The organism is Streptomyces sp. NBC_00344 (genome assembly GCF_036088315.1).
Lineage (GTDB): Bacteria > Actinomycetota > Actinomycetes > Streptomycetales > Streptomycetaceae > Streptomyces.
On record NZ_CP107996.1, the window covers coordinates 5,631,105 to 5,655,747 of the forward strand.

Sequence of the window (24,643 nt, forward strand, 5' to 3'; positions counted from 1 at the left end):
CCGATGCACCGGCGCTCTCCCGACCTCTGCCCTCCTCATCCGTGCTCTCCTCGTCACGGTCCTGTGAAAGGACTCCGGCCATGCCAGCCACCCGTCCCCTGCATCTCTCCGCCGAGATCGGCGGCCCGCCGCACTACGAGGCCGGCCACTACGTCGCGCTCGCCCGACTGGCGGAACGCGGCACTCTCGATTTCGTCACCCTCGGCGACTCCTTCACGGGGCCGGGACTCGACGCGCTCGCCGTGCTCTCCCGCGTCGCGCCGAGCACTCAGCGGATCGGCCTGGTACCGACGGTGACGACCACTCACACCGAGCCCTTCCACGTCTCCGGCGCCGTGGCCACCCTGGACTGGGTGAGCCGGGGCCGGGCGGGCTGGAGTGTCGGTGTGTCGGAAACCGACGCGGAGGCCGCGCTCTTCGGCCGCCGCAGGGCGGCGCCCGGCCACGAACTGTGGCACGAGGCGGGCGAGGTCGCCGATGTGGCAGCGAAGCTGTGGGACAGCTGGGAGGACCACGCGGAGATCCGCGACATCCCGACCGGACGCTTCATCGACCGCGACAAGCTGCACTACACCGACTTCGAGGGGCGTACGTTCTCCGTCCGAGGCCCGGCCATCGTCCCCAGGCCTCCGCAGGGCCATCCCGTCACGGTGATCGACGCCACGGACCCCGCTGCCCGCGCGGCGGCGGCCGGGCACGCGGACGTCGCCCTGGTCACCTCCGGCGATCCGCTCACCGCCCGCGCCGCCGGACAGGAGATCAGGGACCGGGCACGTGCGCTGGGCCGGGACGCGGGCCGGCTGCGGGTACTGGTCTCGCTGGCTGTGGAGCTGCACACCACCGCGGACGCGGTGGACCTCGCGGGTCTGCTCGGCGAGTGGTACGCGGACGGGGCGGTCGACGGCTTCCATCTGCGGCCCGACGACGTGGAGCGCGATCTCGCCCTGATCGTCGACGGCACCGTTCCGCTGCTCCAGCACCGCTGCCTGCTGCGGCGGTTCTACCCGGGCGCCACACTCCGCGAGCATCTGGGACTCGCCAGGCCCGTCAACCAGTACGCACGCAGCACCGCACTCACAGGGGGACGGCCGTGACCGAAGTGAAGAAGAAGAAACAGATCCATCTGGCCGCTCACTTCCCCGGTGTCAACAACACCACGGTCTGGACCGACCCGCGCTCCGGGAGCCAGATCGACTTCGCGTCCTTCGAGCACCTCGCGCGTACCGCCGAACGGGGCAGGTTCGACTTCTTCTTCCTCGCCGAGGGGCTGCGACTGCGTGAGTACCAGGGGCGGATCCACGAACTGGACGTGGTCGGCAGGCCCGAGTCGATCACCCTGCTCAACGCGCTGGCGGGGGTGACCGACTGGCTGGGCCTGGCCGCCACGGTGAACGCCACCTTCAACGAGCCCTACGAACTGGCGCGCAGGCTGGCCACGCTCGACCATCTCAGCGACGGCCGGGCCGCCTGGAACGTCGTCACCTCTTCCGACGCCTTCACCGGGGAGAACTTCCGGCGCGGCGGCTACCTCGACCGGGCCGAGCGCTACACCCGTGCCGCCGAGTTCGTCGCGACCGCCCGTGAGCTGTGGGACTCCTGGTCGCCCGACGGGAGCCCGCGCCCCTTCGCACGCTCCGGACGGCACTTCGACATCCGGGGGGAGTTCACCGTCCCGCGCTCCCCGCAGGGGCACCCTGTGATCATCCAGGCGGGTGACTCGGAAGAGGGCCGGGAGTTCGCCGCGTCCAGCGCCGACGTGATCTTCACCCGCCACGGCACGCTGGAGGCGGGCCGCGAGTTCTACGCCGACGCGAAGGGACGTCTGGCCAAGTACGGCCGTGAACCGTCCGAGCTCAAGATCATGCCGGGTGTCACCTATGTCCTCGGAGACACCGCGGCCGAGGCCGACGAGCGGGCCTCGGAGATCCGCGAGCAGCAGATCTCGCCGCAGAACGCCATCCTCGCCCTCGAACAGGTCTGGGGCCGCGACCTGTCGTCCTACGATCCCGACGGCCCCATGCCCGACATCGATCCCGACCCCGGATCGGACTTCGTGCAGGGGCGGGTCCGGGTCGGCGATCCGCTGGCCGTCGCCTCGAAGTGGCGTGCCCTCTCGGAGCAGAAGGGGCTCTCCATCCGGCAGACGGTCATCGAGACCACCAGGCGCCAGTCCTTCATCGGTACCCCCGGCTCGGTCGCTGCCGCGCTGGAGGAGTTCGTCGTGACGGACGCGGCCGACGGATTCATCCTTGTCCCGCATCTCACCCCCGGCGGGCTCGACGACTTCGTCGACCGGGTCGTACCGCTGCTCCAGGAACGGGGTGTGTTCCGCACGGAATACACCGGCTGCACGCTCCGCTCCCATCTTGGACTGGCCGAACCGGTAGGGAAGGGTTGATCACATGAGCACACACATGGACAGCGCGGACAGTACGGGCGACGCGGCCGCGGACTGGAGGAGCTGGCACGAACAGCGCACCGAGACCGTCTCCGCACCGTACGGACCGCTGGCGCTCACCGGCACCCACTGGCTCGACGACGCGGTGGAAGGGCTAATTCCGGCCGTTGCGGGCCACTGGGAGGTGGCCGGTGACGAGGTGTTGCTGACGGCCTCCGCCGAGGACGGACTGACTGTCGACGGTGAACCGTTCGCCGGCCGGGTGGCACTCACCGCCGACCGCGCGCCGGCCGGATCAGCCCGCGTCGCCCAGGGCGAGCGGCGCCTGGTGGTGCTGCGCCGCGAGGGGCTCTGGGCGGTCCGGGTCTGGGATCCGCGGTCCGGGCCCCGTCAGGCCTTCGCCGGCATCGAGGCGGGCCCGTACGACGAGAGCTGGGTGCTCCGGGGACTCTTCCGGCCGTACGCCGAGCGCCGGGATGTCCGCGTCCCGAACGCCGACGGCCGCGACCGGGGACTTGCTCTCGCCGGTGAGCTCGCCTTTCTTCTGGAGGGAGACGAGTACACCCTCCAGGTCGCCGCGGAGGAGGACGGCTCGCTGTGGGCCGTCTTCGCCGACGCGACCAGCGGAACGAGCAGCTATCGGTTCCGCTTCCTGCGGCCACCGGCTCCGGCATCCGACGGCACGGTGAGCGTCGACTTCAACCGGGCGCTGCTGCCGCCCTGTGCCTTCGCCGAGCACTTCATCTGCCCCTTTCCGCCTCCCGGCAACACCCTTCCGGTCGCGATCACCGCAGGGGAGCGCTCGGTGGCCCGCCGATAGCCCGGCGCGGCGCCACGCCCGTCCCGCGAGGCCCGGCCGAAAGGCGCCCTTGCGCCTGATGGCCGGTTCGCGCTGTACTCCCGGACAGCACTTGTCAGGGGCACGGCGGAAACGGAACCCGCTTTGTCTCTTTATATGTGCATCATGGGTCCCCCCACCCTGTCGGACCCTCGATTCCCTTCGGGAGGAACTGAAGTGAGGATCAAGCGCACCACCCCCCATAGCGGATCTGCGAGACGCGCACGGCTGATCGCCGTGACGTCCGGCCTGATCGTCGCGGCCGCGCTGACCGTTCCCACCGCTCATGCCGAACCGACGCCGACGTACAGCGCCAACCAACTGGCAGCCGTGAGCAGCGCCGTGCAGACCGCCGATGTCGCAGGCACCGCCTGGTACACCGACAAGGAGACCGGCACGGTCATCGTCACGGCGGACAGCTCGGTCTCCAAGGCCGAGATCTCCCGGCTCAAGCAGCGGGCCGGGACCAACGCCGGCGCGGTACGCGTGGAGCGCACCGCAGGCACGTTCCGAGAGCTCCTCTCGGGCGGCGACCCCATCTACACCTCTCAGTGGCGCTGCTCGGTGGGCTTCAACGTCCGCAGCGGCTCGACCTATTACTTCCTCACCGCAGGCCACTGCACCGAGGGCTCCCCGGCCTGGTACACGAACTCGTCGGACACCACCAGCATCGGCCCGACGACAGGCACCAGCTTCCCGGGCAATGACTACGGCATCGTGAAGTACAGCAACACCTCGCTCGCCCACCCGGGCACCGTCGGCGGCCAGGACATCACCAGCTCGGGCAACCCCACCGTGGGGCAGACCGTGACCCGGACCGGCTCCACCAGCGGCACCCACAGCGGCAAGGTCACCGCACTCAACGCCACCGTCAACTACGGCGGCGGCGACGTGGTGTCCGGACTCATCCAGACCACCGTCTGCGCCGAGCCCGGTGACAGCGGCGGCCCGCTCTACGCGGCGTCCAAGGCACTCGGCCTCACCTCGGGCGGCAGCGGCGACTGCACCTCGGGTGGCACGACCTTCTTCCAGCCCGTCACCGAAGCACTCAGCGCCTACGGAGTCAGCGTCTACTGACGGCCCTCCGAGCGGATGGCTCTTCGAACGAGCCGCCGCCGGCCAGCAGATGGCCCCCGCCCGGTCCTCCGGGCGGGGGCTCTTGCGTACTTTTGAGAGGATGTCAGGGGGAGCCGGGGGGCTCGGAGAAGGCGGGGGGCGTATGAAGCGCATCGGAGTGACCGGTCACCGCAGCATTCCGCCTGAGGCCTTCGTCCATGTGAGGGATGCCCTGCGTACCCTGTTGTGCGGCCATATGGACTCCATGGAGGCACTCTCCAGCCTGGCAGCCGGTGCGGACCAGCTGTTCGCGGGAATAGCTCTCGAATGCGGTGCCGAGCTGACGGCGGTCATCCCCAGCGGCGACTACGAACTGGGCTTCGACGACGAGGACGAACTCGCCGGCTACCGATGGCTCAGAAGCCGGGCCACCCAGGAGATCCGGATGGGCTTCACCCACTCGACTGATGAGGCCTACTTCGCCGCGGGCGCCTACATCGCCGACAACTGCGACCGTCTGGTGGCGGTCTGGGACGGCCGCCCCGCCCGCGGACGCGGCGGTACCGGCGACATCGTGAGCTATGCCATCGGGGTGGGCAGGCCGGTCACGGTCATCTGGCGCGAGGGTGTGGAACGCCAGTAGGGCTGATGTGATGTGCCATCAACTGCCGTGCCGCGCGAGCCACTCGGTGTACTGGGGTGAAACGATCCGCTCGGTCTCGTACACCACGGACGACCACTGCTTCTCGGTGAGACGGCTCTCCATCTCGATGTGCAGCGCCTTCAGCTTCTCCTCCACCAGCGCATGGGCCGAGATCATCGGCTGATGGCGGCGGAACTCGCTCCAGGCGACTCCGGAGGCGGCGGCGGCCGAAAGCACCCCGGCGGCGTCGGTGTTCTCGGTGACCGAGAAGGCCCGCAGCACCCCGAGGATCAATGCGACCAGGGTGAGCAGGGCGAATGCACTGGACCACAGTGCGGTGGCCACCCTCGACACCTCCTGCTTGCGGCGGTACCAGTTGCGCTGCTCGATCAGCCTGTCCCGTACGTAGGTCTCCTTGCGGACCCCGAACGACTTGGCCCTCAGCTGACGCATCTGAGGGGTGATCAGGCTGCCCTCGGGGGACTCGAGGACCCAGCCCACGGTCCGCAACTCCTGGAGCTGTTCCTCGAGCCGAGTGGTGAACACCCGGTCCACATCCGGGGATTCGGCATCGAACGGAGCACCGTGGACCGCGTAGCGCCAGCACATCGACTTGACGAAGTCCGCCGCGGACCGGTTGAGCTGCCACTGCGACTTCGCCTTGCGCCGGGAGGTGCTGAAGGTCAGCAGCAGCACACCGGCATACGCTGCCGCACTCAGTACGCCGGCCGCCTCGAGGCCGCCGCCCAGCTCCCCCCGCCACGGAACAGCGGCCAGCGCGGCCCCGACGACCAGCAGGACCAGTTGAGCCCGGGTGGAGCCCACGGCCTCGCCCTGCCGGGCGATGGCGAGTGAGTCGGCACGATGGAACAACGCGGGCAGATCGGCATTCCGGAAGACCATGCTCTGTTCAGGACCGGGAAACGCCGTCACGTGAACCCCCGTCTGCGACTTCGGGCCGCACGACCCAAGTCTTCACTCTTTAGATGGAATGGCGTGTTCCGTATTTCCGGAGGGCACTCTGTGCAACGCTCCTGTTGCCTCTGGTCGCGCTCAGTTGCCTTCGGTCTGCATGAGAGTAAAGTCGACCCGCCGACACTGCAACGGTGCATGTATCGGCAGCCCATCCCATGTCCGGAAAGCATCCCTCAAGGACGGTCGCCACCATGTCCGTAAATTCAACCGCCTTCGCCGCCGAGAAGAAGCCCAGTGTCCCGCTGGCCGAGATCGACGTACGCAGTGCCGAGGCTGCCAGGCAGCTCGACCGGGTTCTCGCCCCGTCAACCCGCCGCTCGACGAGGACTTCCACGTTCAACTCGGCGCTCTAGTCCCCTTTCCGGCAAAGCCAGGCATTGCCGGAAGCCGCACTAGACTGGCGGAATGACAGGACCCCTGGTCCCCTTCCGCGAGATTGTCCTCAAGGTCCACAGCCGGTGCGATCTCGCCTGTGACCATTGCTATATCTACGAACACGCAGATCAGAGCTGGCGCACTCGCCCCAAAGCAATCTCTGACGAGGCGATTCACTGGACGGCTCTGCGACTGGCGGAGCATGCCAGGACCCATGCCCTGCCCTCCGTGTCAGTGATCCTGCACGGAGGGGAGCCACTGCTGGCGGGCCCTGCGCGACTGCGCCGCATCTGTGAGGAGCTCACCGCGGCCCTGACGGGCATCGCGGAGCTCGACCTCCGGATCCATACCAACGGGCTGCAGCTCAGCCCGCGCTATCTCGATCTTTTCGCTGAGTTCAACGTCCGGGTCGGTATCTCCCTCGACGGGGACCGGGAGTCCAACGACCGCCACCGCCGCTTCGCCGACGGCCGCAGCAGCCATCCGCTCGTGCTCAGGGCCGTGGAGCTGCTGCGTCAGGAGCAGTACGCACATCTCGACCTCGGTCTGCTCTGCACCATCGATGTGCAGAACGACCCCGTCGCCGTATACGACGCGCTGACCGCACTCGGCCCGCCGCGTATCGACTTCCTGCTTCCGCATGCCACCTGGGACGCGCCTCCGCCCCGGCCCAGCGGTTCGCCGACCGCCTATGCCGACTGGATCCTGCGGGTCTTCGACCGCTGGGACTCCCGGGGGCGGCAGGTCCCGGTCCGGCTCTTCGAATCCGTCCTCTCCACGCTGAGCGGTGGTCCCAGCCTCACCGAGTCGCTGGGGCTCGCCCCCACCGACCTCGTCGTCGTCGAGACCGACGGGACCCTGGAACAGGTCGATTCCCTCAAGAGCGCCTATGAGGGCGCGGCCTTCACCGGATTCGACGTCTTCACCCACGCCTTCGACGAGGTCGCGGCCCACCCCGGGGTGCGGGCCCGCCAGCTGGGCCTCGAAGGTGTCAGCGCGAAGTGCCGGCAGTGCCCCGTCGTACGTTCCTGCGGAGGCGGCCTCTACACCCACCGCTACCGTGCAGGATCCTTCGGCAACGAGAGCGTCTACTGCGCCGATCTGGAAGCGCTGGTGCACGGCATCGAGAGGCGTACCGCCGCCGCGACCACCTCGCCCGCCATCGCCGACCCGGCGGAGCTGAGCGCGGCGCAGCTGTCGCTGACCCGCACACTGCTGGCCACTCTGCACGCCGAGCTGGGCGGCCGCGGGGGTGAACGATGGGCCGAGGCATGGGAGCTGGCGGGCCTCGTGGACCAGCGGCCCGACGGCATGTTCGACCTGGTGATCGGCCACCCCTACGCCCGCAGCTGGCTGTTCAGTTCCCTGGAGGCCGTGCAGCGGGAGTGCTTCGGGCCGTCGGGCCGGCTGGCCTCGTACGTCGCGGCGGCAGCTGTGCGCGGCGGCCAGGACATCCCGGTCACCGTCGACTACCACGACGGACTGCTCCACCTGCCCACCCTGGGAGCGTTACGGCTGGCCGCGCCCGGAGCGAACGGCCGTGCCGAGGTACGCAGCGCGGAGAAGGGCTTCCTGGTCCGGACAGCGGGCACCGAAAGGCGGGTTGCCCGCCCCGACGAGACCACAGCCGACTGGCAGCCGGTGCGCAGACTCGGCTGCGACGGGGCGCCGGATCTCGCACTGGACGACCTCGATCCGCACCGCGACTGCTTCGGCACACCGGTCGCCGGCCGGCTCGGCCTGGCCGAAGCCGCCGACTGGAGCCGCCGGCTGGCCGGAGCCTGGGCGGCACTGCGCAGGGCCGCGCCCCGCCGGGCCACTGAGGCGGCGGACTGGCTGACGACGGTGACCCCGCTCGTCACCGGGGGAACCCGGGTCGGCCGGCACGGCCAGGGGGCCCTGGGCATCGGCGCACAGCACCTGACCCCGGAAGGCCTGCTGAGTGCCGTGCGACAGGCGAAACTGCGTGCGCTGCTCGATGTCACCGATCTCTACGCGCAGGACGGCGCCTGGCTGCACCGGGTGCCCTGGCAGCAACAGCCTCTCGCGGCCTCCCGGCTGCTGGCCGTGGCCCATGAGGGAGTGGCGCTCGCGGCTTACGGCAGAGACCGTGCCCGCACCCTGGTGCAGACCCGTCAGGCGCTGGAAGCCCTGGAGGGCGCCGCCGAGCTGACCGTCAGCGGCAGGGGCCTGGTGGCCGCCCTGTGGGGAGAGTGGGAGGAGGCGGCCCGTGACTGAGGACGTCCGGCTGGCCGACGAGCTGAGAGCTCTCGGAGTGAGACGTGGCGCGACGTTGCTTGTCCATGCGTCCCTCGGGGGCACCGCACTGCGTGCCGAGACTCTGCGGGACGCGCTGCTCGAGGTCCTGGGCGGGGAGGGCACCTTGGTGGTCCCCGCCTTCACCCCGGAGAATTCAGCGACCTCGTCGGCTCATCTGCGGCGCGTCGCCGGCTTGACCGAGAGTGAGCGGACCGCGTTCGTAGCCGCGATGCCGGCGTACGACCCGGCTCTGACACCGTGCCTCGGCATGGGCCGACTGGCTGAATGCGTAAGACGTTCCGAGGGTGCCCTGCGCAGCGCGCATCCACAGACCTCGTTCGCCGCGCTGGGCGCCCGCGCCCGGGAGCTGGTAGAAGGGCATCCCGTCACCAGTCACCTCGGTGATTCCTCACCACTGGGAAAGCTGATGGAGACGGGTGCCGAGGAACTGATGATCAATGTGGGATTCGAGGTGTGCACCTCATTCCATCTTGCTGAATACCGGATTCCGGATACCCCTCTCAGGAAGTACCGCTGCGTGATGCGCGGGAACGGCCGGAGTGAGTGGTTCGAATACCAGGACATCGAACTCGACGACAGCGATTTCGAACTGATCGGTGCGGACTTTCCCCGGATGAGGATGCGGGAGGGGAAGCTGGGGAATGCAGCGGCAATGACGTTCTCGATCGGGGACGCGGTGGACCATGCGGTGAAGTGGATGACCGAAAAGCGGCGTTGATTGACCGAACGTCGACGGGGTGGAGCCTGTCTGCTCCGGAATGATGTCTTCATGGAGGACGGGGGGCCAGTTGGCAGCATCAGAGCAGCCGAGAACGGCGAACCACAGGCCGTACTTTTTTCTCAGCTATGCGCATACTCCCAAGCACGGGGCTGTGGGGCCGGATCCCGACATGTGGGTCGAGAGACTCTTCCGCGATCTCTGCGGGCATGTGATGGCGATGACCGACCTGCCGGCCGGCGCCCCCGCGGGCTTCATCGACCGCGAGCTGCGTTCGGGGGAGGGCTGGTCGGAGCGGCTCGGTGAAGTCCTGGCCACCTGCCGGGTCTTCGTTCCACTCTTCTCCCCGCGTTATTTCGTCAGCGAGATGTGCGGCAAGGAGTGGTACGCCTTCGCTCAGCGGGCCATCCAGCACCAGGCCCGCTCCAACCGCACGGCGGAGGCGATCGTGCCGGCCCTCTGGGTGCCGGTGCCTCCTCATCAACTACCGGGCCCTGCCGAGAGGTTGCAGTTCAACCACCGCGCCTTCGGGGACCGCTACGTGACCGACGGGCTCTACGGGCTGATCAAGCTCCGGATATTCGCGGAGGAGTACGAGCGGGCGGTCTACGAGCTGGCCAAGCGGATCGTCAGCGTCGCCGACGCATCGGCCATCGGCCCCGGCCGTCCTGTCGACTACCGGCTCGCCCCCAGCGCCTTCGGACCGCCGAGTCCGGGCCCGCGCCCCATGCAGCTGACCGTGGCGGCGCCCACCCGCCACGATCTGCCCGACGGACGGCACTCCGAGTACTACGGGGACACCCCGCTGGACTGGAATCCCTACCATCCGGTGTCCGCGCGCCCGCTGGCCAGACTCGCCGAGGACCTGGTCCGCTCGCTCAACTACCAGGCGACAGTGACCTCCTTCGACGAGGAGGTGCTCCATCTCGACGGGAAGCAGCCCCCGTCGCGCCCCGAGGTCCTGCTCGTCGACCGCTGGGCCCTGCACGACGAGGAGCGGCGCGAACGGCTTGCCGCCTTCGACACCGAGAACCGGCCCTGGGTGAGCGTGGTGGTCCCGTGGAACCGCGACGACCACCAGAGCAGAGCGTCCGAGACCGAACTCAGCGGCCGGCTCGAGGCAACCATGCCGTCCAAGATGCAACAGGGCCGGGCGGCACCACGCTCCGCCGCGAAGGGGGTCCCGAGCATGGAGGCCTTCGGACAGATCCTGCCCCAGGTGGTCGAGGCGGCCGCCCAGCAGTATCTGAAACACGCGGCGGTCTATCCGCCGGGCGGCGGCGGACACAGCGAACGGCCCCGGCTCATCGGTCCGATGGCGACCGAACACGCAACCACGCACTTCATACCCGGTACGCACGACAACGCGCTCGATGCGGAGGACACGGATGACGGCAGGGCGTGACGGACGCATCGTCACCTTCTATTCATACAAGGGGGGTACCGGCAGGACCATGGCCCTGGCCAACACGGCCTGGATCCTCGCCGCCAACGGCAAACGCGTCCTCGCGGTCGACTGGGACCTGGAAGCGCCCGGCCTCTACCGCTTCTTCCATCCCTTCCTCGACCCCTCCACACTCGGCGCCACCACCGGCGTGATCGATCTGATCACCGAGTACGCCTGGGCCGCGACCAGCCCCGTGCCCAGGCCCGACGACTGGCACCGGGACTACGCGAGGATCCAGCAGCACGCCGTCTCCCTGACACCGGAGACACTGGGCTGGGAGTTCCCCGACGGCGGCACCCTGGACTTCGTGTCGGCGGGCCGGCAGAACCGTGAGTACTCCGCCACCGTCTCCACGTTCGACTGGGACAACTTCTACGACCGGCTTGGCGGCGGCCACTTCTTCGACGCCCTGCGCGACGACATGAAGGCCAACTACGACTACGTCCTCATCGACAGCAGGACCGGTCTGAGCGACATCGCCGACATCTGCACGGTCCATCTGCCCGACGCGCTCGTCGACTGCTTCACGCTCAGCGACCAGTCCATCGACGGCGCCGCGGCGGTGGCCCGTCAGATCGACAGGCACAACAGCGGCCGGGGCATCCAGATCCTGCCGGTGCCGATGCGTATCGACGAGGGGGAGAAGGAGAAGGCGGACGCCGGACGGGCGCTGGCCAGGCTGCGTTTCGACGGACTGCCCCGGGGCCTGGCCGGTGAGGAACTCACCGCCTACTGGGGGGCGGTCGAGATCCCTTACCGCCCCTACTACGCCTACGAGGAGACCCTGGCGACCTTCGGCGACGAGTCCGGGCTCACCAACTCACTGCTCTCCGCCTTCGAGCGGCTGGTCGCGGTCGTCACCGATCAGCAGATCACCACGATGCCGCCGATCCCCGAAGAGGTCAGGCTGCGCATCAGGGACGCCTTCACCCGCCGCCGTCCGGCCCTCCCGGCGGATCTGCTGCTCAGCTATGTGGCCGAGAACCGGATGTGGGCCGACTGGATCGAGTCGGTGCTCACCCGGTCCGGCTTCCGGGTGGTGCCACGCGACGTGTCGGCGGAGGCAGGGCCTTCCGACGCGGAGACCGCCGCCGCCGAGGGCGCGGCCCGGACAGTCGTGGTCCTCTCCTCCGCCTATCTCAAATCGGCCCGCGCCGTCGAGGTCTGGCAGCGCTCTGCGGCCGAGGACCCCTCGGGTACCCGGAGGCACCTGCTTCCGCTGCGCGTCGGCGACGTACGGCTCACCACGCCCTACATCGACCGCAACCCGGTGGACCTCTTCAGACTGGACGAAGTGCACGCCACGTCAGCGCTGTTGCGGGCGGTGGACCGGCCGGTCCAGCTCGCCGACGGGGCGATGTCCCCCGGGCCGCGCTTCCCCGGGACCGTACCGAAGATCTGGAACGCGCCCGCCCGCAACTCGGGTTTCACCGGCCGTTCCCTGGTGCTGGAACGGATGCGCGACCAGCTCGGCGGAGGCATGGCCGTGGTACTTCCACAGCCTCAGACCCTGTACGGGCTCGGCGGGGTCGGCAAGACCCAGGTGGCCCTCGAGTACGTGCACCGCTTCATGGCCGACTACGACCTGGTGTGGTGGATCTCGGCGGAGCAGACCGACGATGTGGTGGCGGGCCTCGCCGAACTCGCCGTACGGCTCGGTGCGCAGGGCGCCGACGACATGGCGGCGGCCTCGCAGGAGGCCATCGACCTGCTGCGCCGCGGGGTGCCCACTTCGCGCTGGCTGCTGGTCTTCGACAACGCCGACGACCCGGAGCAGCTGAAGCGGTTCTTCCCGCCGGGCGGCCCCGGCCATGTACTCGTGACGTCCAGGAACCAGACCTGGTCGCAGTACGGCGACGCGCTGCCGGTGGATGTCTTTCTCCGCGACGAGTCGGTCGAACACCTCCAGCGCCGGGCCCCCGGGCTGTCGGCGGAGGACGCCGCCCGCGTGGCGGAAGCGGTCGGTGACCTGCCGCTCGCCGTCGAGCAGGCAGCCGCCTGGATCGCGGAGACCGCCACCCCCGTGAACACCTATCTGGAGCAGCTGGCGCAGGAGGCCGAGAGCGTCCTGGGACTCAACCAGCCGGCCGGTTACCCCGAGCCGGTGGCCGCCACCTGGAACGTTTCGATCGCACGGCTCAAGGAGCGCTCACCTGCCGCGGTGCGGCTGCTCCAGCTCTGTGCCTTCTTCGCCCCGGAGCCGATCTCGGCGAAGCTGCTCTACAGCCGGGAGATGATCGACGCGCTCAAGCCGTACGACGCCACGCTCCAGGAGAAGCTGGTGCTCGGCCGGGTGATCCGGGAGATCGGCCGTTTCGCGCTGGCCAAGGTGGATCAGGTGGGCGGTTCGATCCAGGTCCACCGGCTCGTGCAGGCCGTCATCAAGGCCCAGCTCAGCCAGGAGGAGCGGAACGACGCACGGCATGCCGTGCACCGGATCCTGGCCGGAGCCAGGCCGGACGGCGACGAGCCGATAGACAACCCGGACACCTGGCCCGACTTCCTGCCCATCTGGCCGCATCTCGGTCCGTCGGAGGCCAAGCTCTGCAAGGAACCCGAGACCCGCCGGCTGATGATCGACCGGGTGCGCTACCTGTGGAAGCGCGGCGACTTCGTCACCGCTGCCGCACTCGCCGAAGAACTGCGGGACGTCTGGCGCGAGCTGCTGGGCGACAATGATCTGCAGTACCTCTATCTGCGTTTCCACCTCTCCAACATCCTTCGCTCGCGGGGGCGTTACGTAGAGGCGATGGAACTGGACGAGGAGACGCTGCACCGTCAGCGGACACAGCTCCCGGAGCTGGGCCCCTCGCATCCGCACACCTATATGACCACCAGTGCCCTGGCCATGGACCTCGGAGCGCTCGGTGAGTACAGCAGGGCGATGACGCTGGCGACCGAGGCGTACGAGGGGTTCAAGGAGATCTTCGACGAGTCCCATCCGAGGACCCTCGCGGCAGCCAACAACCTGGCTCTGAACCTCCGGATCGCCGGACAGTACGCCCGGGCCCGCGAGATGGACCAGGACGTCTACGACCGGCGCACCGAGGTGCTCGGCCCCGAGCACCCGTACACCCTCTCATCTGCCCAGAACCTGGCGCGGGACCTGCGCGAGGTCGGGCGGTACGAGGACTCGGTGACACTGCTCTCCCGTACCTACGAGGTGTTCAAGCAGCAGCTGGGCCGGGCTTTCCCCGGCACGCTCGCCGCGGCCAAGAGCCTTGCCGTCTCGCTGCGCAGAGCGGGCCGGATCGAGGACGCGCGGCGGCTGACTGCGGCCACCCGTGACCGCTACCGGATCAAGTACGCCGCGGCCAACCCCGATTCGCTGGCCTGTGATCTCAACTTCGCGGCCGATCTGTTCGCCGCGGGCGACACGGCGGCGGCGCGGGACGCCGCGCAGGGCGTGGTGGACCTGTATCGAGGGGTGCCGGGTGAGCGGCACCCCTACACCCTCTCCGCCATCAACAACCTGGGCATATACCAGTGGGCCAGCGGATCGCTGGACACCGCGGAGTCACTGCTCTCGGGTGCGATCACGGCGATGAGCGAGGTGTTGAGCGACCGCCACCCGCAGGTGCTGTTCGCGACGGTCAATCTGGCGAACGTCGTCGCGGACATGGGCGACCCGGAGCGGGCACTGGAGATCGAACGGGCCGCGGTCTCCGCACTCCGTGAGGTCATCGGCGCACACCACCCGGAGACCCTGGCCTGCGCATCGAACATGGCGGTGTCACTGGACGCACTGGGCCGCAAGGAGGAGGCGCAGCTGCTGCGGGCCGAAGTCGTCCCCGAACTGCAGCGGCAGCTGGGGGACGACCACGCCTATGCGGCGATCGCGAGCGATGCCCGGAGGTTCAACCGCGATCTGGAGCCGCTAGTGGTGTAGTGCCTTCCGGCGCTCACTCGTCCAGCAGCCAGTTCAGGATGCGGGGGAGGGCGTGCAAGGCGTCGAAGTGCGCGGCGGCCGGTTCGAGTACGGCCGTCGCGCCCGGGATGCGCCGGGCCAGCCAGCGGGAGTGGCCGACCGGCGAGAAGACGTCCTGCACCCCGTGCCACAGCATGATCGGGCTGCGGATGTCGGCGGGGTCGAACCCCCAGGGCCGGCAGAAGGCCAGGGCGTCGTCGATCCAGCCGTACGGCGAAGTGCGCAGCGCCTCCTGGTAGTTGCGCAGCAGCATGGCCCGCACTCCGGCGTCGCCCACGACCTTGCGGTCGGGGGCGGTGAGATCGCTGAACAGCTGGTCGAGCAGCCGGACCGGATTCTTCCTGATCTCGGCCGAACGCGGGATGAGCCGGGCCGCGAGACCGTCGGGATCGTCGGACGCACTGGTGTATTCCCTGACGTTGGACGCGGCCATGCCTTCGAACCAGTCCAGCCCGGCGGCGTCCCGGGGCGCCAGCGTCACCAGGGCCGCCGCTCTGCTGACCCGCTCGGGCAGCAGCGCTGCGCAGGCGAGGGCGTGCGGGGCGCCACCGGAGCGGCCGGCCACCGCGAACCTGTCGAGCCCGAGCGTGTCGGCGATGTCCCTGACGTCATCGGCGACATCGGCGACGCTGCGCCCGGGCAGCCGGTCGCTGCCTCCGTATCCCGGGCGGTCGAAGGCGATGAGCTGCATCCTGCGCTGGTAGAGCACCATGCCACGCGGCGCGGGGCCCAGCCTGCTGCCCGGTGTTCCGTGCAGCAGAAAGACGGGTCTGCCGCGCGGATCGCCGAGACGCTCCACGGTCAGATACCGTCCGTCCCTCGCACGCACTCGTCCACGCAACCCCGGACCCCCCGTGCCGTTTAGCTGCTTCGTCTGCACTGGCATCCCCCTTCGCTTTGATGATTACTCATGGAGGGCCATGACCGGGACTCCCTTTTGAAGGGAAAGCGGAGTTACCTTCGAAGTAACACGCCCAATTCGGACCCTGGGGGCCGTGATGGTCGAAGAACTGGTGTCTGCCGGGGCTGCCGTGGTGGCCGCGGGAGCTGTCTACGCGATGGCGGGGGCCCGGGTCGTCAAACAGTACGAGCGGGGTGTGGTCTTCCGGCTGGGGCGGCTCAGGGACTCCGTACGCGGTCCGGGTTTCACGATGGTCGTGCCGTTCGTCGACCGGCTCCGCAAGGTGAATCTGCAGGTCGTCACGATGCCGGTGCCCGCACAGGACGGCATCACCCGCGACAATGTCACCGTCCGGGTGGACGCGGTGATCTATTTCAAGGTGATCAATGCCGCCGATGCGCTCGTGGAGGTCGAGGACTACCGTTTCGCGGTGTCGCAGATGGCGCAGACCTCACTGCGTTCCATCATCGGTAAGAGTGATCTCGACGATCTTCTCTCGAATCGGGAGAAGCTGAATCAGGGCCTTGAATTGATGATCGACAGTCCGGCGGTCGGCTGGGGTGTGCAGATCGACCGGGTGGAGATCAAGGACGTGTCGCTGCCGGAGACGATGAAGCGGTCGATGGCCCGGCAGGCCGAGGCGGACCGTGAGCGGCGGGCCCGGGTGATCAACGCCGACGCGGAGCTGCAGGCGTCCAAGAAGCTGGCCGACGCGGCCGGTGTGATGTCGAAGGAACCGGCCGCACTGCAGCTGAGGCTGCTGCAGACGGTGGTCGCGGTGGCGGCCGAGAAGAACTCCACGCTGGTACTGCCCTTCCCGGTCGAACTGCTGCGCTTCCTGGAACGGGCGACGCCGCCGCAACAGCCGAACGCGGAGGCCGGGGCGCCTGCTGCGGAGGCGGGAGTGACGCCCCCGCCGGCCGGGGCACCCGTGACCGTGGTGCCCTCCCCGGAGGCCCGGCCCGCGGACTCCGTGATGCCGGAATCCGGTCCTGTCGAGGTGAATACCGGACAGGACTAGCCCTCGCCCCGCCGGCGAGGGTCTACATGGGGTGTTTGCGCCGAGAATCCCCAAGGGCTGACCGCGGTTCGTGAACACGGTGCGGTCACCTTGTTGCTGTCATGTGCGCGTCCTGATGTCGACCTTGTGTGCGAGCTGTGCATGTCGGAATAGTGGGCGGCTCCACCATCCTCCGCATCCGGGCACCCCCCACTTGTCCGGAAGCGGCCCCCACAGGAGGTCGAAAGTTGAACCACCGACGCATACCCAAGCGCCGTGCGGCAATCGCGGCAGCCGGCGCCGCTGCGCTCATCGCCGCAGGCGTCACGTTCCAGACGGCCAACGCGAGCGAGGGAACCCCCACGCCCCTCGCCAGGACGCTGTCCGTGACCGCGGCCGGAGATCTGGCCTCCACGCTGAGCCACGAGCTGGGCGCCGACACGGCCGGTTCGTACTACGACGCCAAGAGCAAGCACCTGGTGGTGAACGTCGTCGACGAGGCGGCCGCCCAGGGTGTGCGCAAGGCGGGCGGCAAGGCGAGAATCGTCGAGAACACCCTCGCCGAGCTGAAGAGCGCGCGTAAGACCCTGGTCGCCAAGGCATCGCTGCCCGGCACCTCGTGGGCGGTGGACCCGGTGAGCAACAAGGTGGTCGTCACCGCCGACCGCACGGTCTCCGACGCGAAGCTCAGCAAGCTCGGCAAGGTCGTCGAGGGACTCGGTTCCACGGCCGAACTGAAGAAGAGTTCCGGGACGTTCAAGCCGCTCGTCGCGGGCGGCGACGCCATCTGGGGATCGAGTGCCCGCTGCTCGCTCGGCTTCAACGTGGTCAAGGACGGCCAGCCGTACTTCATCACGGCGGGGCACTGCACCGAGGCCGTCACCAGCTGGTCGGACTCGCAGGGCGGATCCGAGATCGGCACCAACGCGGCCTCCGACTTCCCCGGCCATGACTACGGCCTGGTGAAGTACACGTCGAACACCCCGCACCCGAGCGAGGTCGACCTCTACAACGGCAGCACCCAGCCGATCACCAAGGCGGGCGACGCGACCGTCGGGATGGCCGTGCAGCGCAGTGGCTCCACCACCCAGGTCCACGGCGGTACCGTGACCGGGCTCGACGCCACCGTCAACTACGGCAACGGCGACGTCGTCAACGGGCTCATCCAGACCGACGTCTGCGCCGAGCCCGGTGACAGCGGCGGCGCGCTCTTCGCGGGTGACACCGCGATCGGCCTGACCTCGGGCGGTAGTGGTGACTGCTCGGCCGGGGGCGAGACCTTCTTCCAGCCGGTGCCCGCGGCGCTGGCTGCCTTCGGCGCGACGATCGGCTGACCCGGCCCGAACCGACCCGACCCGGCCCGGCCCGTCCCCGTGACGGAGCCGGGCCGTGTCATGTCTCAGGCGCTGTATCCGGTGCTCCTGTTTTCGGTGCTCCTGCGGAATACCGAAGCGCCGAGCGTGATCGCCGTTCCCACCACCGCCCAGCCCGAGAGCACCAGCAGCGGTCCGGTGACGGCATTGCCATCGAAGTACGCGATGGAGCGCGCCACCCAGGTGCCCGCGCCCGGCGGCAGCCAGGGGCCGATCGCCCGCCAGAACGGCGGCAGCATCGGCAGCGGAAAGGCGCCGCCGGCACTCGGATTGCCCGCGATCACCACGAGCAGGACGGCAAGGCCGATCCCGACCACCCCGGTGAGCGCCTGCAGGGCGAGGGTGATCGCTCCGACCGCGAACACGGCGAGGGCGCCGAGGCCCCACAGCCCGAGGACGCTGCCGGGCAGCGCGCCGAGCACCGGTCCGACGATGACCGCGCCGCCCAGCCCTCCCGCGACCGAGTAGAGCGCCATGCTGGCGAGTCTGATCACCGCGCGCCGGCCGTTGGCGGCCCGGGATCCCGCGCTGATCGCCAGGATCGACGCACAGAGGTATCCGCCGACACACCAGCCGACGACCAGATAGAACGCGGAGAGACCGTCGAAGTCCTGGGTGGAGGCCGGCGCCACGTCCACCGTCCGCACGGTCCGCTGCCGGCTCTTCTCCACCCCGGTGAAGATCGCGGTGAGGGCCGACGACAGCACGGTCCCGCCGCCGGAGGCGACCAGCAGGGTGTCCTTGCCGGTGCTGCCGACGATCAGTGCGCCGTCGATGTCACGGTTCATGATCTGCCGGCGGGCCTCGGCGGCGCTGCCGACCGTACGCGGGTCCAGCGGATCGCCGTTGAGCGCGTCGAGTCTGCCGGCAAGGCGCGGGCCTGCTTGCGCGGGCGCGACGACACCGAAGGGAATGCCCTTCGGTTCGGGGTTGTGCAGTGCCCCCACATAGGACGCGATGAACAGCAGCTGCAGTACCAGAACGCCGACGACCAGCAGTGCGGCTCGTGGGGTGACGGCCGTCTTCATCTCGCCGAGCAAGGTCATGGGCCCAGGGTGTGTGGAAGCAGGTGTCTGTGCAGGTGGGAAGAGTCTGAATGGCTTACGCGCCGGGGTGCGCCTGGTGAATCGTACGCACGTTCGAAACTTGGTCTATGGTGGAGAAGAGGGAGGTCGGGGGTCCCCCGGCCGAAGGCGGGGGAGGGTCGAGTCACTGGATCAGGAGGTGCGGCGGATGCCCGGTTTCACGCATCTGCACACCGTTTCCGGCTACTCCCTGCGATACGGGGCCTCGCACCCGGAGCGGCTCGCCGAGCGCGCCGCCGAGCGGGGTATGGACGCCATCGCCCTGACCGACCGGGACACCGTCGCCGGTGCGGTCCGTTTCGCCAAGGCCTGCGCCGGGGCGGGGGTGCGGCCGTTGTTCGGGGCGGGCCTCGCGGTCGAGGGGCGGGTACGCGACGAGGGGCCGGCCTTCCGGACGCGTGCGCCGGTGCGCGGCGGGATGTTCGTCGACGAGTCGCTGCCTCGTGCGACCTTCCTCGCCCGGGACGGCGCGGCCGGCTGGGCCGCCCTGTGCCGGCTGGTCACCGCTGCCCACGCCGGCGAAGGCCGGCCCCGGCTGCCCTGGGACGAGAACCACGGTGAAGGCCTGGCCGTTCTGCTCGGCCCGGACTCCGAGGTCGGCCGGGCACTTGCCGCGGGCCGTCCCGACCGGGCGGCGGTCCTTCTCGCACCCTGGCGGGAGATCTACGGCGACGCGCTGCGGCTGGAAGCGGTCCACCACGGTCTGAAGGGCACGGGGGCCGGCTCGCTCAGACTTGCCGCCCGCACCGTCGGTTTCGCAGCGGAGCAGGGTGTGCGCCCGGTGCTGACCAATGCCGTCCGCTACGCCGACCCCGGTCAGGGCCCCGTCGCGGATGTCCTCGACGCCGCGCGCCGCCTGGTGCCGGTCGACCCGCGCAAGGGGCTCGACAGCGGTGAACGCTGGCTCAAGGGCGCGGAAGAGATGCTCCGCGGGGCCGAGCGGATCGTCGAAGCGGCAGGGTTTCGCAGGGACACCGCGTACCGGCTGCTGGACGAGACCCAGGCGCTGGCCGCCTCCTGTGTCGTCGATCCCGAGGACGACCTCGGCATGGGCACCGTTCACTTCCCCGAACCGCGTCTGGTCGGTGCCGAGCACCGCACTGCCCAGCGGGTCCTCGCCTCCCGCAGCGCCGCCGGCATGGTGCTGCGCGGTTATGACGGGCGCCGCGACTACTGGGAGCGGATGCACCACGAGCTGGACATCATCGCCTTCCACGGCCACGCATCGTACTTTCTGACCGTTGCTCAAGTGGTGCGTGACGTCAAGGACATGGGCATCCGGGTCGCGGCGCGCGGATCCGGGGCCGGTTCTCTCGTCAACCATCTGCTGGGCATCGCCAACGCCGATCCCGTCGAGCACGGGCTGCTGATGGAACGCTTTCTGTCCAGGCGAAGAGCCGCCCTGCCCGATATCGACATCGATGTGGAATCGGCCCGCCGCCTCGAGGTCTACCGCGCGATCATCGGCCGTTTCGGCGCCGAGCGGGTCGCCACCGTGGCCATGCCCGAGACCTATCGGGTGCGCCATGCGATACGGGACGTGGGCGCGGCCCTGTCCATGGACCCGGCCGAGACCGACCGGCTGGCCAAGGCCTTCCCGCACATCCGCGCCCGCGACGCCCGCTCCGCCATGGACGAACTGCCCGAACTGCGCTCCGTCGCGGCCGACAGGGAGAAGTACGGGCGGCTGTGGGAACTGGTCGAGGCGCTGGACGCGCTGCCTCGCGGGATCGCCATGCACCCGTGCGGGGTGCTGCTCTCCGATGCCTCGCTGCTGCGGCGCACGCCGGTGATGCCGACCAGTGGCGAGGGATTCCCCATGTCCCAGTTCGACAAGGAGGATGTGGAGGACCTGGGGCTGCTCAAGCTCGATGTGCTGGGAGTGCGGATGCAGTCCGCGATGGCACACGCGGTGGCCGAGATCGGCCGGGCGACGGGAGAGCGGCTCGACCTGGACGACCCGGAGCAGGTGCCGGCCGGTGACCCGGCGACCTACCGGCTCATCCGCTCCGCCGAGACGCTGGGCTGCTTCCAGATCGAATCGCCGGGCCAGCGCGACCTGGTGGGGAGGCTGCAGCCTGCCGCCTTCGGTGATCTGGTCGTCGACATCTCGCTCTTCCGTCCCGGCCCGGTCGCCGCCGATATGGTGCGGCCCTTCATCGAGGCCAGGCACGGCAGGGCGCCCGTGCGCTATCCGCATCCCGACCTGGCCGATGCGCTGAGCGAGACCTATGGAGTCGTCGTCTTCCATGAGCAGATCATCGAGATCCTGCGGATCATGACGGGCTGCGGCCGGGACGAGGCGGACCGGGTACGGCGTCTGCTGTCGGCCCCCGAGTGGCAGGGGCAGATCCGTGCCTGGTTCGCGGAGATGTGCGAGCAGCGGGGTTATGCGCCCGAGGTGATCGCGCGTACCTGGGAGATCATCGAGGCCTTCGGCGCCTACGGTTTCTGCAAGGCCCATGCGGTGGCCTTCGCCGTGCCGACGTACCAGTCGGCCTGGCTCAAGACGCACCACCCCGCGGCCTTCTACGCGGGGCTGCTCACCCATGACCCCGGGATGTATCCGAAGCGGCTGCTGCTGGCGGACGCGCGACGGCGCGGGGTCCCGGTGCTGCCGCTGGATGTGAACCGGTCCGCTGTCGCTCATCGGATCGAACTGGTGTCCGGTATATCCGGGGCATCCAGCACATTCGGCATCCGCCTCGCGCTCTCCGACGTCCATGGCATCAGCGAGGCCGAGTCCGGACGGATCGTGGCCGGGCAGCCCTACTCCTCGCTGCTGGACTTCTGGCAGCGCGCCCGGCCAGGAAAGCCGGTCGCGCAGCGGCTCGCCCAGGTCGGTGCACTGGACGCGTTCGGCGCGAACCGCCGTGATCTGCTGCTGCACCTCTCCGAGCTGCACGCGGGACGGCGGAGCTCCGCACACAGCGGCCAGCTCGATATCGGTGAGGCGCAGCAGGGCCCGGAGCAGCAGGTGGCATCCGCCGGTCTGCCCGATCTCAGCGACGAGGAGCGTCTCAGCGCCGAACTCGGTGTCCTCGGCATGGACTCCTCGCGTCATCTGATGGAGGACCACTACGCCTTCCTGAAGGAGCTGGGCGCGCTCTCCGCCCAGCGGCTGCGGTCCGCGGAGCACGGCCAGAGCGTGCTGGTCGCGGGTGCCAAGGCCGCCACCCAGACCCCGCCCGTACGGTCGGGGCGGCGGGTCATCTTCACCACGCTGGACGACGGCACGGGCCTGGTCGATCTGGCCTTCTTCGACGACAGCCACACCGCGTGCGCCCACACCGTCTTCCACTCCTGGCTGCTGCTGGTGCGCGGTGTGGTGCAGCGGCGCGGGCCGCGCAGCCTCAGTGTGGTCGGCTCGGCCGCCTGGAACCTGGCCGAACTGGTGGAGCTGCGCCGCACCGGCGGGCTCGAGGCGGTCGCTGCCGCACTGGCCGCGCCCCCGGCGTCTCCCGGGGGAGCCGGGGAGGCCGGGCCGGCCGGGAGTGACGGGGAGCCCGGAGGACCCGGAGGCGACAACGGCCGCCGTATCCACCTGCCCACCGGCTACGAGATGCACCCCTGGGCGGACCTCAGGCCCGCCGGTGACCAGACCGCCACCGGACGCAAGCTCTGGCACTCCAGCCCGGGGAGCGCGGGATGATCCTCTGCGTACGGTTCACCCCCGGGGCGCTGCCGCTCGGGCTGATCGAGGACCTCACTCCCGTCGTCCAGGCTTTCCCGCCCGACGTCGCACTCGCCGATGTGCGCGGTGCCCAGCGGTACTTCGGGCGGAGCGCCGTCGAACTCGCCGCGCTGCTGCGGGTACGGGCGCTCGCCCATCACGGCCTCGACTGCGCGATCGGGGTGGGCCCCAACCCGCTGCTCGCCAGGATGGCCGCACGGGACGCCCGCCCCGGGACGACCCTGGCGGTGGATGACGCGATTGCCTTCCTCGCGGACCGGCCGGCCGCCGCGCTGTACGGGGTCGGGCCGAAGACGGCCCGCACGCTCTGCTCGTACGGGCTCGACTCCATCGGCCGGATTGCCGCAGCGCCGCTCGCCACTCTCCAGCGGATCGCCGGCGCCCGTGCCGGACGAGAGCTCCAGGAGCGGGCGCGGGGCATCGACCGTACGCAGGTCGTACCGAACGCGGCGGCCCGCTCCATCGCATCCGAACGGGCCTTTCCCCGGGACGAACTGGACCGGGAGCGGCACCGCAGGGCGCTGCTCTCGCTCGCCGATGAACTGGGGGCCCGGATGCGCGGCGAAGGCCAGGTGTGCCGCTCGCTGACGCTCACCGTGCGGTATGCCGACCGGTCCACCACCACCCGGGGCCGCACCCTGGCCGAGCCGACCGCGCACTCGGTGGCGCTCACCGCGACGGCGTACGCGATCCATGAATCGCTCGGGCTGCAGCGGGCCAGAGTGCGGGGGATCGGGCTGCGGGCCGAAGGCCTGACGCCGGTCGAGCACTCCGCGCACCAGCTGACGTTCGACCCCGCCGACGACCGGGCGCGCCGGATCGAGGCGGTGGCGGACCGGGCGCGGGCCAGGTTCGGCCCCAGGGCGATCGTGCCCGGCGCGCTTGCGGCATAAGAACCCGCTGATCGGCGAAGATCTTCACCTGATCCCCCATCAGTTCTTTACCGACGCGTAACTTCCCCCGCCACCTTACTGGCGCGTAATTTGAGCGATGAAGAACCTTCTTGTGGTCCGGACCACAGGGCGAACAGTCATCGCAACTCCCTTGAGCCGCAAGGAGAACACCCGATGCTGCCCTGGAATCGTGCCCTCAGGCCGCTCTCCGCCCTGCTGCTGACCGCAGCCGCCACCGTGCTCCCGGCTGCCACGACCGCGCAGGCCGCAGCCGCCCCCAGCAGCGGCTGGAACAACTACTCCTGCAAGCCGTCGGCAGCCCACCCCCGGCCTGTCGTGCTTGTGCCCGGAACCTTCGGCAACTCGGTCGACAACTTCCTCGCGCTCGCCCCGTACCTGGTCAACCGCGGGTACTGCGTCTTCTCCCTCGACTACGGACAGCTCCCGGGAGAGACATTCTTCGACGGGCTCGGCCCGATCGACGCGTCGGCCGGGCAGCTCTCCGTCTTCGTCGACAAGGTGCTCGCGGCGACCGGTACACCGAAGGCCGACATCGTCGGTCACTCGCAGGGCGGCATGATGCCGAACTACTACCTCAAGTTCCTCGGCGGAGCCGCCAAGGTGAATTCCCTGACCGGCATCGCGCCCGATAACCACGGCACCACCCTGTCCGGGCTCACCAATCTGCTGCCGTATTTCCCCGGCGCCGCCGACCTCCTGAAGAAGGGCGCGCCCGGGCTCAGCGACCAGGTCGTGGGGTCGCCCTTCCTCACCAAGCTGAACGCGGGCGGCGACACCGTCCCCGGGGTGCGTTACACCGTCATCGCCACCCGGTACGACGAGGTGGTCACCCCGTACAAGTCGCAGTTCCTGAACGGGCCCGACGTCACCAATGTGCTGCTCCAGGACAAGTGCGCCCTCGACATCTCCGAGCATGTCACCATCGGCCTCACCGACCGGATCGCCTATCACGAGGTCGCCAACTCCCTCGATCCCGCGCATGCCAGTCCCACCACCTGCGCCTCGGTCATCGGCTGAG

The 24,643-nt window shown here is 69.5% G+C and carries 18 protein-coding genes; 15 read left to right on the plus strand and 3 right to left on the minus strand.

The window, feature by feature from the left end; all coding sequences use genetic code 11:
- Positions 1–80 precede the first annotated feature (80 nt).
- From OHS16_RS25455 to OHS16_RS25475, 5 genes are all read left to right on the plus strand, one after another.
- Positions 81–1,094, plus strand: a complete 1,014-nt coding sequence (locus OHS16_RS25455) for an LLM class flavin-dependent oxidoreductase (RefSeq protein WP_328539570.1) — start codon at positions 81–83, stop codon at positions 1,092–1,094.
- Positions 1,091–2,398, plus strand: coding sequence for an NtaA/DmoA family FMN-dependent monooxygenase (locus OHS16_RS25460; RefSeq protein ID WP_328539571.1), 1,308 nt, complete (start codon positions 1,091–1,093; stop codon positions 2,396–2,398). Before OHS16_RS25455 ends, OHS16_RS25460 begins: the two co-directional genes overlap by 4 nt.
- Before the next feature lie 4 nt (positions 2,399–2,402).
- Positions 2,403–3,218: a DUF1684 domain-containing protein gene (locus tag OHS16_RS25465; protein WP_328539572.1), complete on the plus strand. Its 816-nt coding sequence runs from the start codon at positions 2,403–2,405 to the stop codon at positions 3,216–3,218.
- A gap of 195 nt (positions 3,219–3,413) precedes the next feature.
- A complete protein-coding gene (locus OHS16_RS25470) occupies positions 3,414–4,313 on the plus strand; it encodes a S1 family peptidase (RefSeq protein WP_328539573.1) in 900 nt (299 codons plus the stop codon).
- Between the two features lie 142 nt (positions 4,314–4,455).
- Entirely contained in the window at positions 4,456–4,935 is a 480-nt protein-coding gene (locus OHS16_RS25475; RefSeq protein WP_328539574.1) for a hypothetical protein, read from the plus strand.
- Positions 4,936–4,953: 18 nt separating this feature from the next.
- Here OHS16_RS25475 and OHS16_RS25480 read toward each other — a convergent pair whose 3' ends face one another.
- Positions 4,954–5,838 carry a DUF4231 domain-containing protein gene (locus OHS16_RS25480; protein ID WP_328540983.1) on the minus strand — a complete coding sequence of 295 codons (885 nt, stop codon included), beginning with the start codon at positions 5,836–5,838 and terminating at the stop codon, positions 4,954–4,956.
- A 263-nt stretch (positions 5,839–6,101) separates the two neighbouring features.
- Here OHS16_RS25480 and fxsA point away from each other — a divergent pair, with 263 nt between their 5' ends.
- From fxsA to fxsT, 5 genes are read left to right on the plus strand one after another with little or no spacing between them, the layout of a single operon-like run.
- Positions 6,102–6,263: an FxSxx-COOH cyclophane-containing RiPP peptide gene (gene fxsA, locus OHS16_RS25485; RefSeq protein WP_328539575.1), complete on the plus strand. Its 162-nt coding sequence runs from the start codon at positions 6,102–6,104 to the stop codon at positions 6,261–6,263.
- A gap of 52 nt (positions 6,264–6,315) precedes the next feature.
- Positions 6,316–8,523 (plus strand): radical SAM/SPASM protein FxsBH, inactivated beta-hydroxylase extension form, encoded by a 2,208-nt coding sequence (gene fxsBH, locus OHS16_RS25490; protein ID WP_328539576.1) that lies wholly within the window; start codon positions 6,316–6,318, stop codon positions 8,521–8,523.
- Complete coding sequence (locus tag OHS16_RS25495; RefSeq protein WP_328539577.1) at positions 8,516–9,283, plus strand: aminoglycoside N(3)-acetyltransferase; 768 nt, start codon at positions 8,516–8,518, stop codon at positions 9,281–9,283. The genes fxsBH and OHS16_RS25495 overlap by 8 nt, the downstream gene beginning before the upstream one ends.
- 43 nt (positions 9,284–9,326) lie before the next feature.
- A complete protein-coding gene (fsxC, locus tag OHS16_RS25500) occupies positions 9,327–10,688 on the plus strand; it encodes an FxsC protein (RefSeq protein WP_443042793.1) in 1,362 nt (453 codons plus the stop codon).
- A complete protein-coding gene (gene fxsT, locus OHS16_RS25505) occupies positions 10,672–14,619 on the plus strand; it encodes an FxSxx-COOH system tetratricopeptide repeat protein (RefSeq protein ID WP_328539579.1) in 3,948 nt (1,315 codons plus the stop codon). Before fsxC ends, fxsT begins: the two co-directional genes overlap by 17 nt.
- A gap of 13 nt (positions 14,620–14,632) precedes the next feature.
- Here the strand turns inward: fxsT and OHS16_RS25510 are convergent, their stop codons facing one another.
- Positions 14,633–15,499: an alpha/beta fold hydrolase gene (locus OHS16_RS25510; RefSeq protein WP_328539580.1), complete on the minus strand. Its 867-nt coding sequence runs from the start codon at positions 15,497–15,499 to the stop codon at positions 14,633–14,635.
- A gap of 157 nt (positions 15,500–15,656) precedes the next feature.
- Between OHS16_RS25510 and OHS16_RS25515 the strand changes: the two genes are divergently transcribed.
- Together OHS16_RS25515 and OHS16_RS25520 are read left to right on the plus strand one after the other, a co-directional pair.
- Positions 15,657–16,580: a slipin family protein gene (locus tag OHS16_RS25515; protein ID WP_328540984.1), complete on the plus strand. Its 924-nt coding sequence runs from the start codon at positions 15,657–15,659 to the stop codon at positions 16,578–16,580.
- Positions 16,581–16,807: 227 nt separating this feature from the next.
- A complete protein-coding gene (locus OHS16_RS25520) occupies positions 16,808–17,893 on the plus strand; it encodes a S1 family peptidase (protein WP_328539581.1) in 1,086 nt (361 codons plus the stop codon).
- Between the two features lie 65 nt (positions 17,894–17,958).
- On the opposite strand, the gene OHS16_RS25525 is transcribed toward OHS16_RS25520, so the two are convergent.
- Positions 17,959–18,978: a DUF3533 domain-containing protein gene (locus tag OHS16_RS25525; RefSeq protein ID WP_328539582.1), complete on the minus strand. Its 1,020-nt coding sequence runs from the start codon at positions 18,976–18,978 to the stop codon at positions 17,959–17,961.
- A 187-nt stretch (positions 18,979–19,165) separates the two neighbouring features.
- Between OHS16_RS25525 and OHS16_RS25530 the strand changes: the two genes are divergently transcribed.
- From OHS16_RS25530 to OHS16_RS25540, 3 genes are all read left to right on the plus strand, one after another.
- Positions 19,166–22,669, plus strand: a complete 3,504-nt coding sequence (locus tag OHS16_RS25530) for a DNA polymerase III subunit alpha (protein WP_328539583.1) — start codon at positions 19,166–19,168, stop codon at positions 22,667–22,669.
- Positions 22,666–23,604: a DNA polymerase Y family protein gene (locus OHS16_RS25535; protein WP_328539584.1), complete on the plus strand. Its 939-nt coding sequence runs from the start codon at positions 22,666–22,668 to the stop codon at positions 23,602–23,604. The genes OHS16_RS25530 and OHS16_RS25535 overlap by 4 nt, the downstream gene beginning before the upstream one ends.
- A gap of 174 nt (positions 23,605–23,778) precedes the next feature.
- The gene (locus OHS16_RS25540; RefSeq protein WP_328539585.1) at positions 23,779–24,642 is read left to right on the plus strand and encodes an esterase/lipase family protein; all 864 of its coding nucleotides are present in this window, start codon (positions 23,779–23,781) and stop codon (positions 24,640–24,642) included.
- The last annotated feature ends 1 nt before the right edge of the window (position 24,643 follow it).

Coding starts and splice junctions, on each gene's coding strand:
- OHS16_RS25455 (WP_328539570.1), top strand. CDS start 81: ATGCCAGCCACCCGTCCCCTGCATCTCTCCGCCGAGATCGGCGGCCCG.
- OHS16_RS25465 (WP_328539572.1), top strand. CDS start 2,403: ATGAGCACACACATGGACAGCGCGGACAGTACGGGCGACGCGGCCGCG.
- OHS16_RS25475 (WP_328539574.1), top strand. CDS start 4,456: ATGAAGCGCATCGGAGTGACCGGTCACCGCAGCATTCCGCCTGAGGCC.
- OHS16_RS25480 (WP_328540983.1), bottom strand. CDS start 5,838: ATGGTCTTCCGGAATGCCGATCTGCCCGCGTTGTTCCATCGTGCCGAC.
- fxsA (WP_328539575.1), top strand. CDS start 6,102: ATGTCCGTAAATTCAACCGCCTTCGCCGCCGAGAAGAAGCCCAGTGTC.
- fxsBH (WP_328539576.1), top strand. CDS start 6,316: ATGACAGGACCCCTGGTCCCCTTCCGCGAGATTGTCCTCAAGGTCCAC.
- fsxC (WP_443042793.1), top strand. CDS start 9,327: ATGTCTTCATGGAGGACGGGGGGCCAGTTGGCAGCATCAGAGCAGCCG.
- fxsT (WP_328539579.1), top strand. CDS start 10,672: ATGACGGCAGGGCGTGACGGACGCATCGTCACCTTCTATTCATACAAG.
- OHS16_RS25515 (WP_328540984.1), top strand. CDS start 15,657: ATGGTCGAAGAACTGGTGTCTGCCGGGGCTGCCGTGGTGGCCGCGGGA.
- OHS16_RS25525 (WP_328539582.1), bottom strand. CDS start 18,978: ATGACCTTGCTCGGCGAGATGAAGACGGCCGTCACCCCACGAGCCGCA.
- OHS16_RS25530 (WP_328539583.1), top strand. CDS start 19,166: ATGCCCGGTTTCACGCATCTGCACACCGTTTCCGGCTACTCCCTGCGA.
- OHS16_RS25535 (WP_328539584.1), top strand. CDS start 22,666: ATGATCCTCTGCGTACGGTTCACCCCCGGGGCGCTGCCGCTCGGGCTG.
- OHS16_RS25540 (WP_328539585.1), top strand. CDS start 23,779: ATGCTGCCCTGGAATCGTGCCCTCAGGCCGCTCTCCGCCCTGCTGCTG.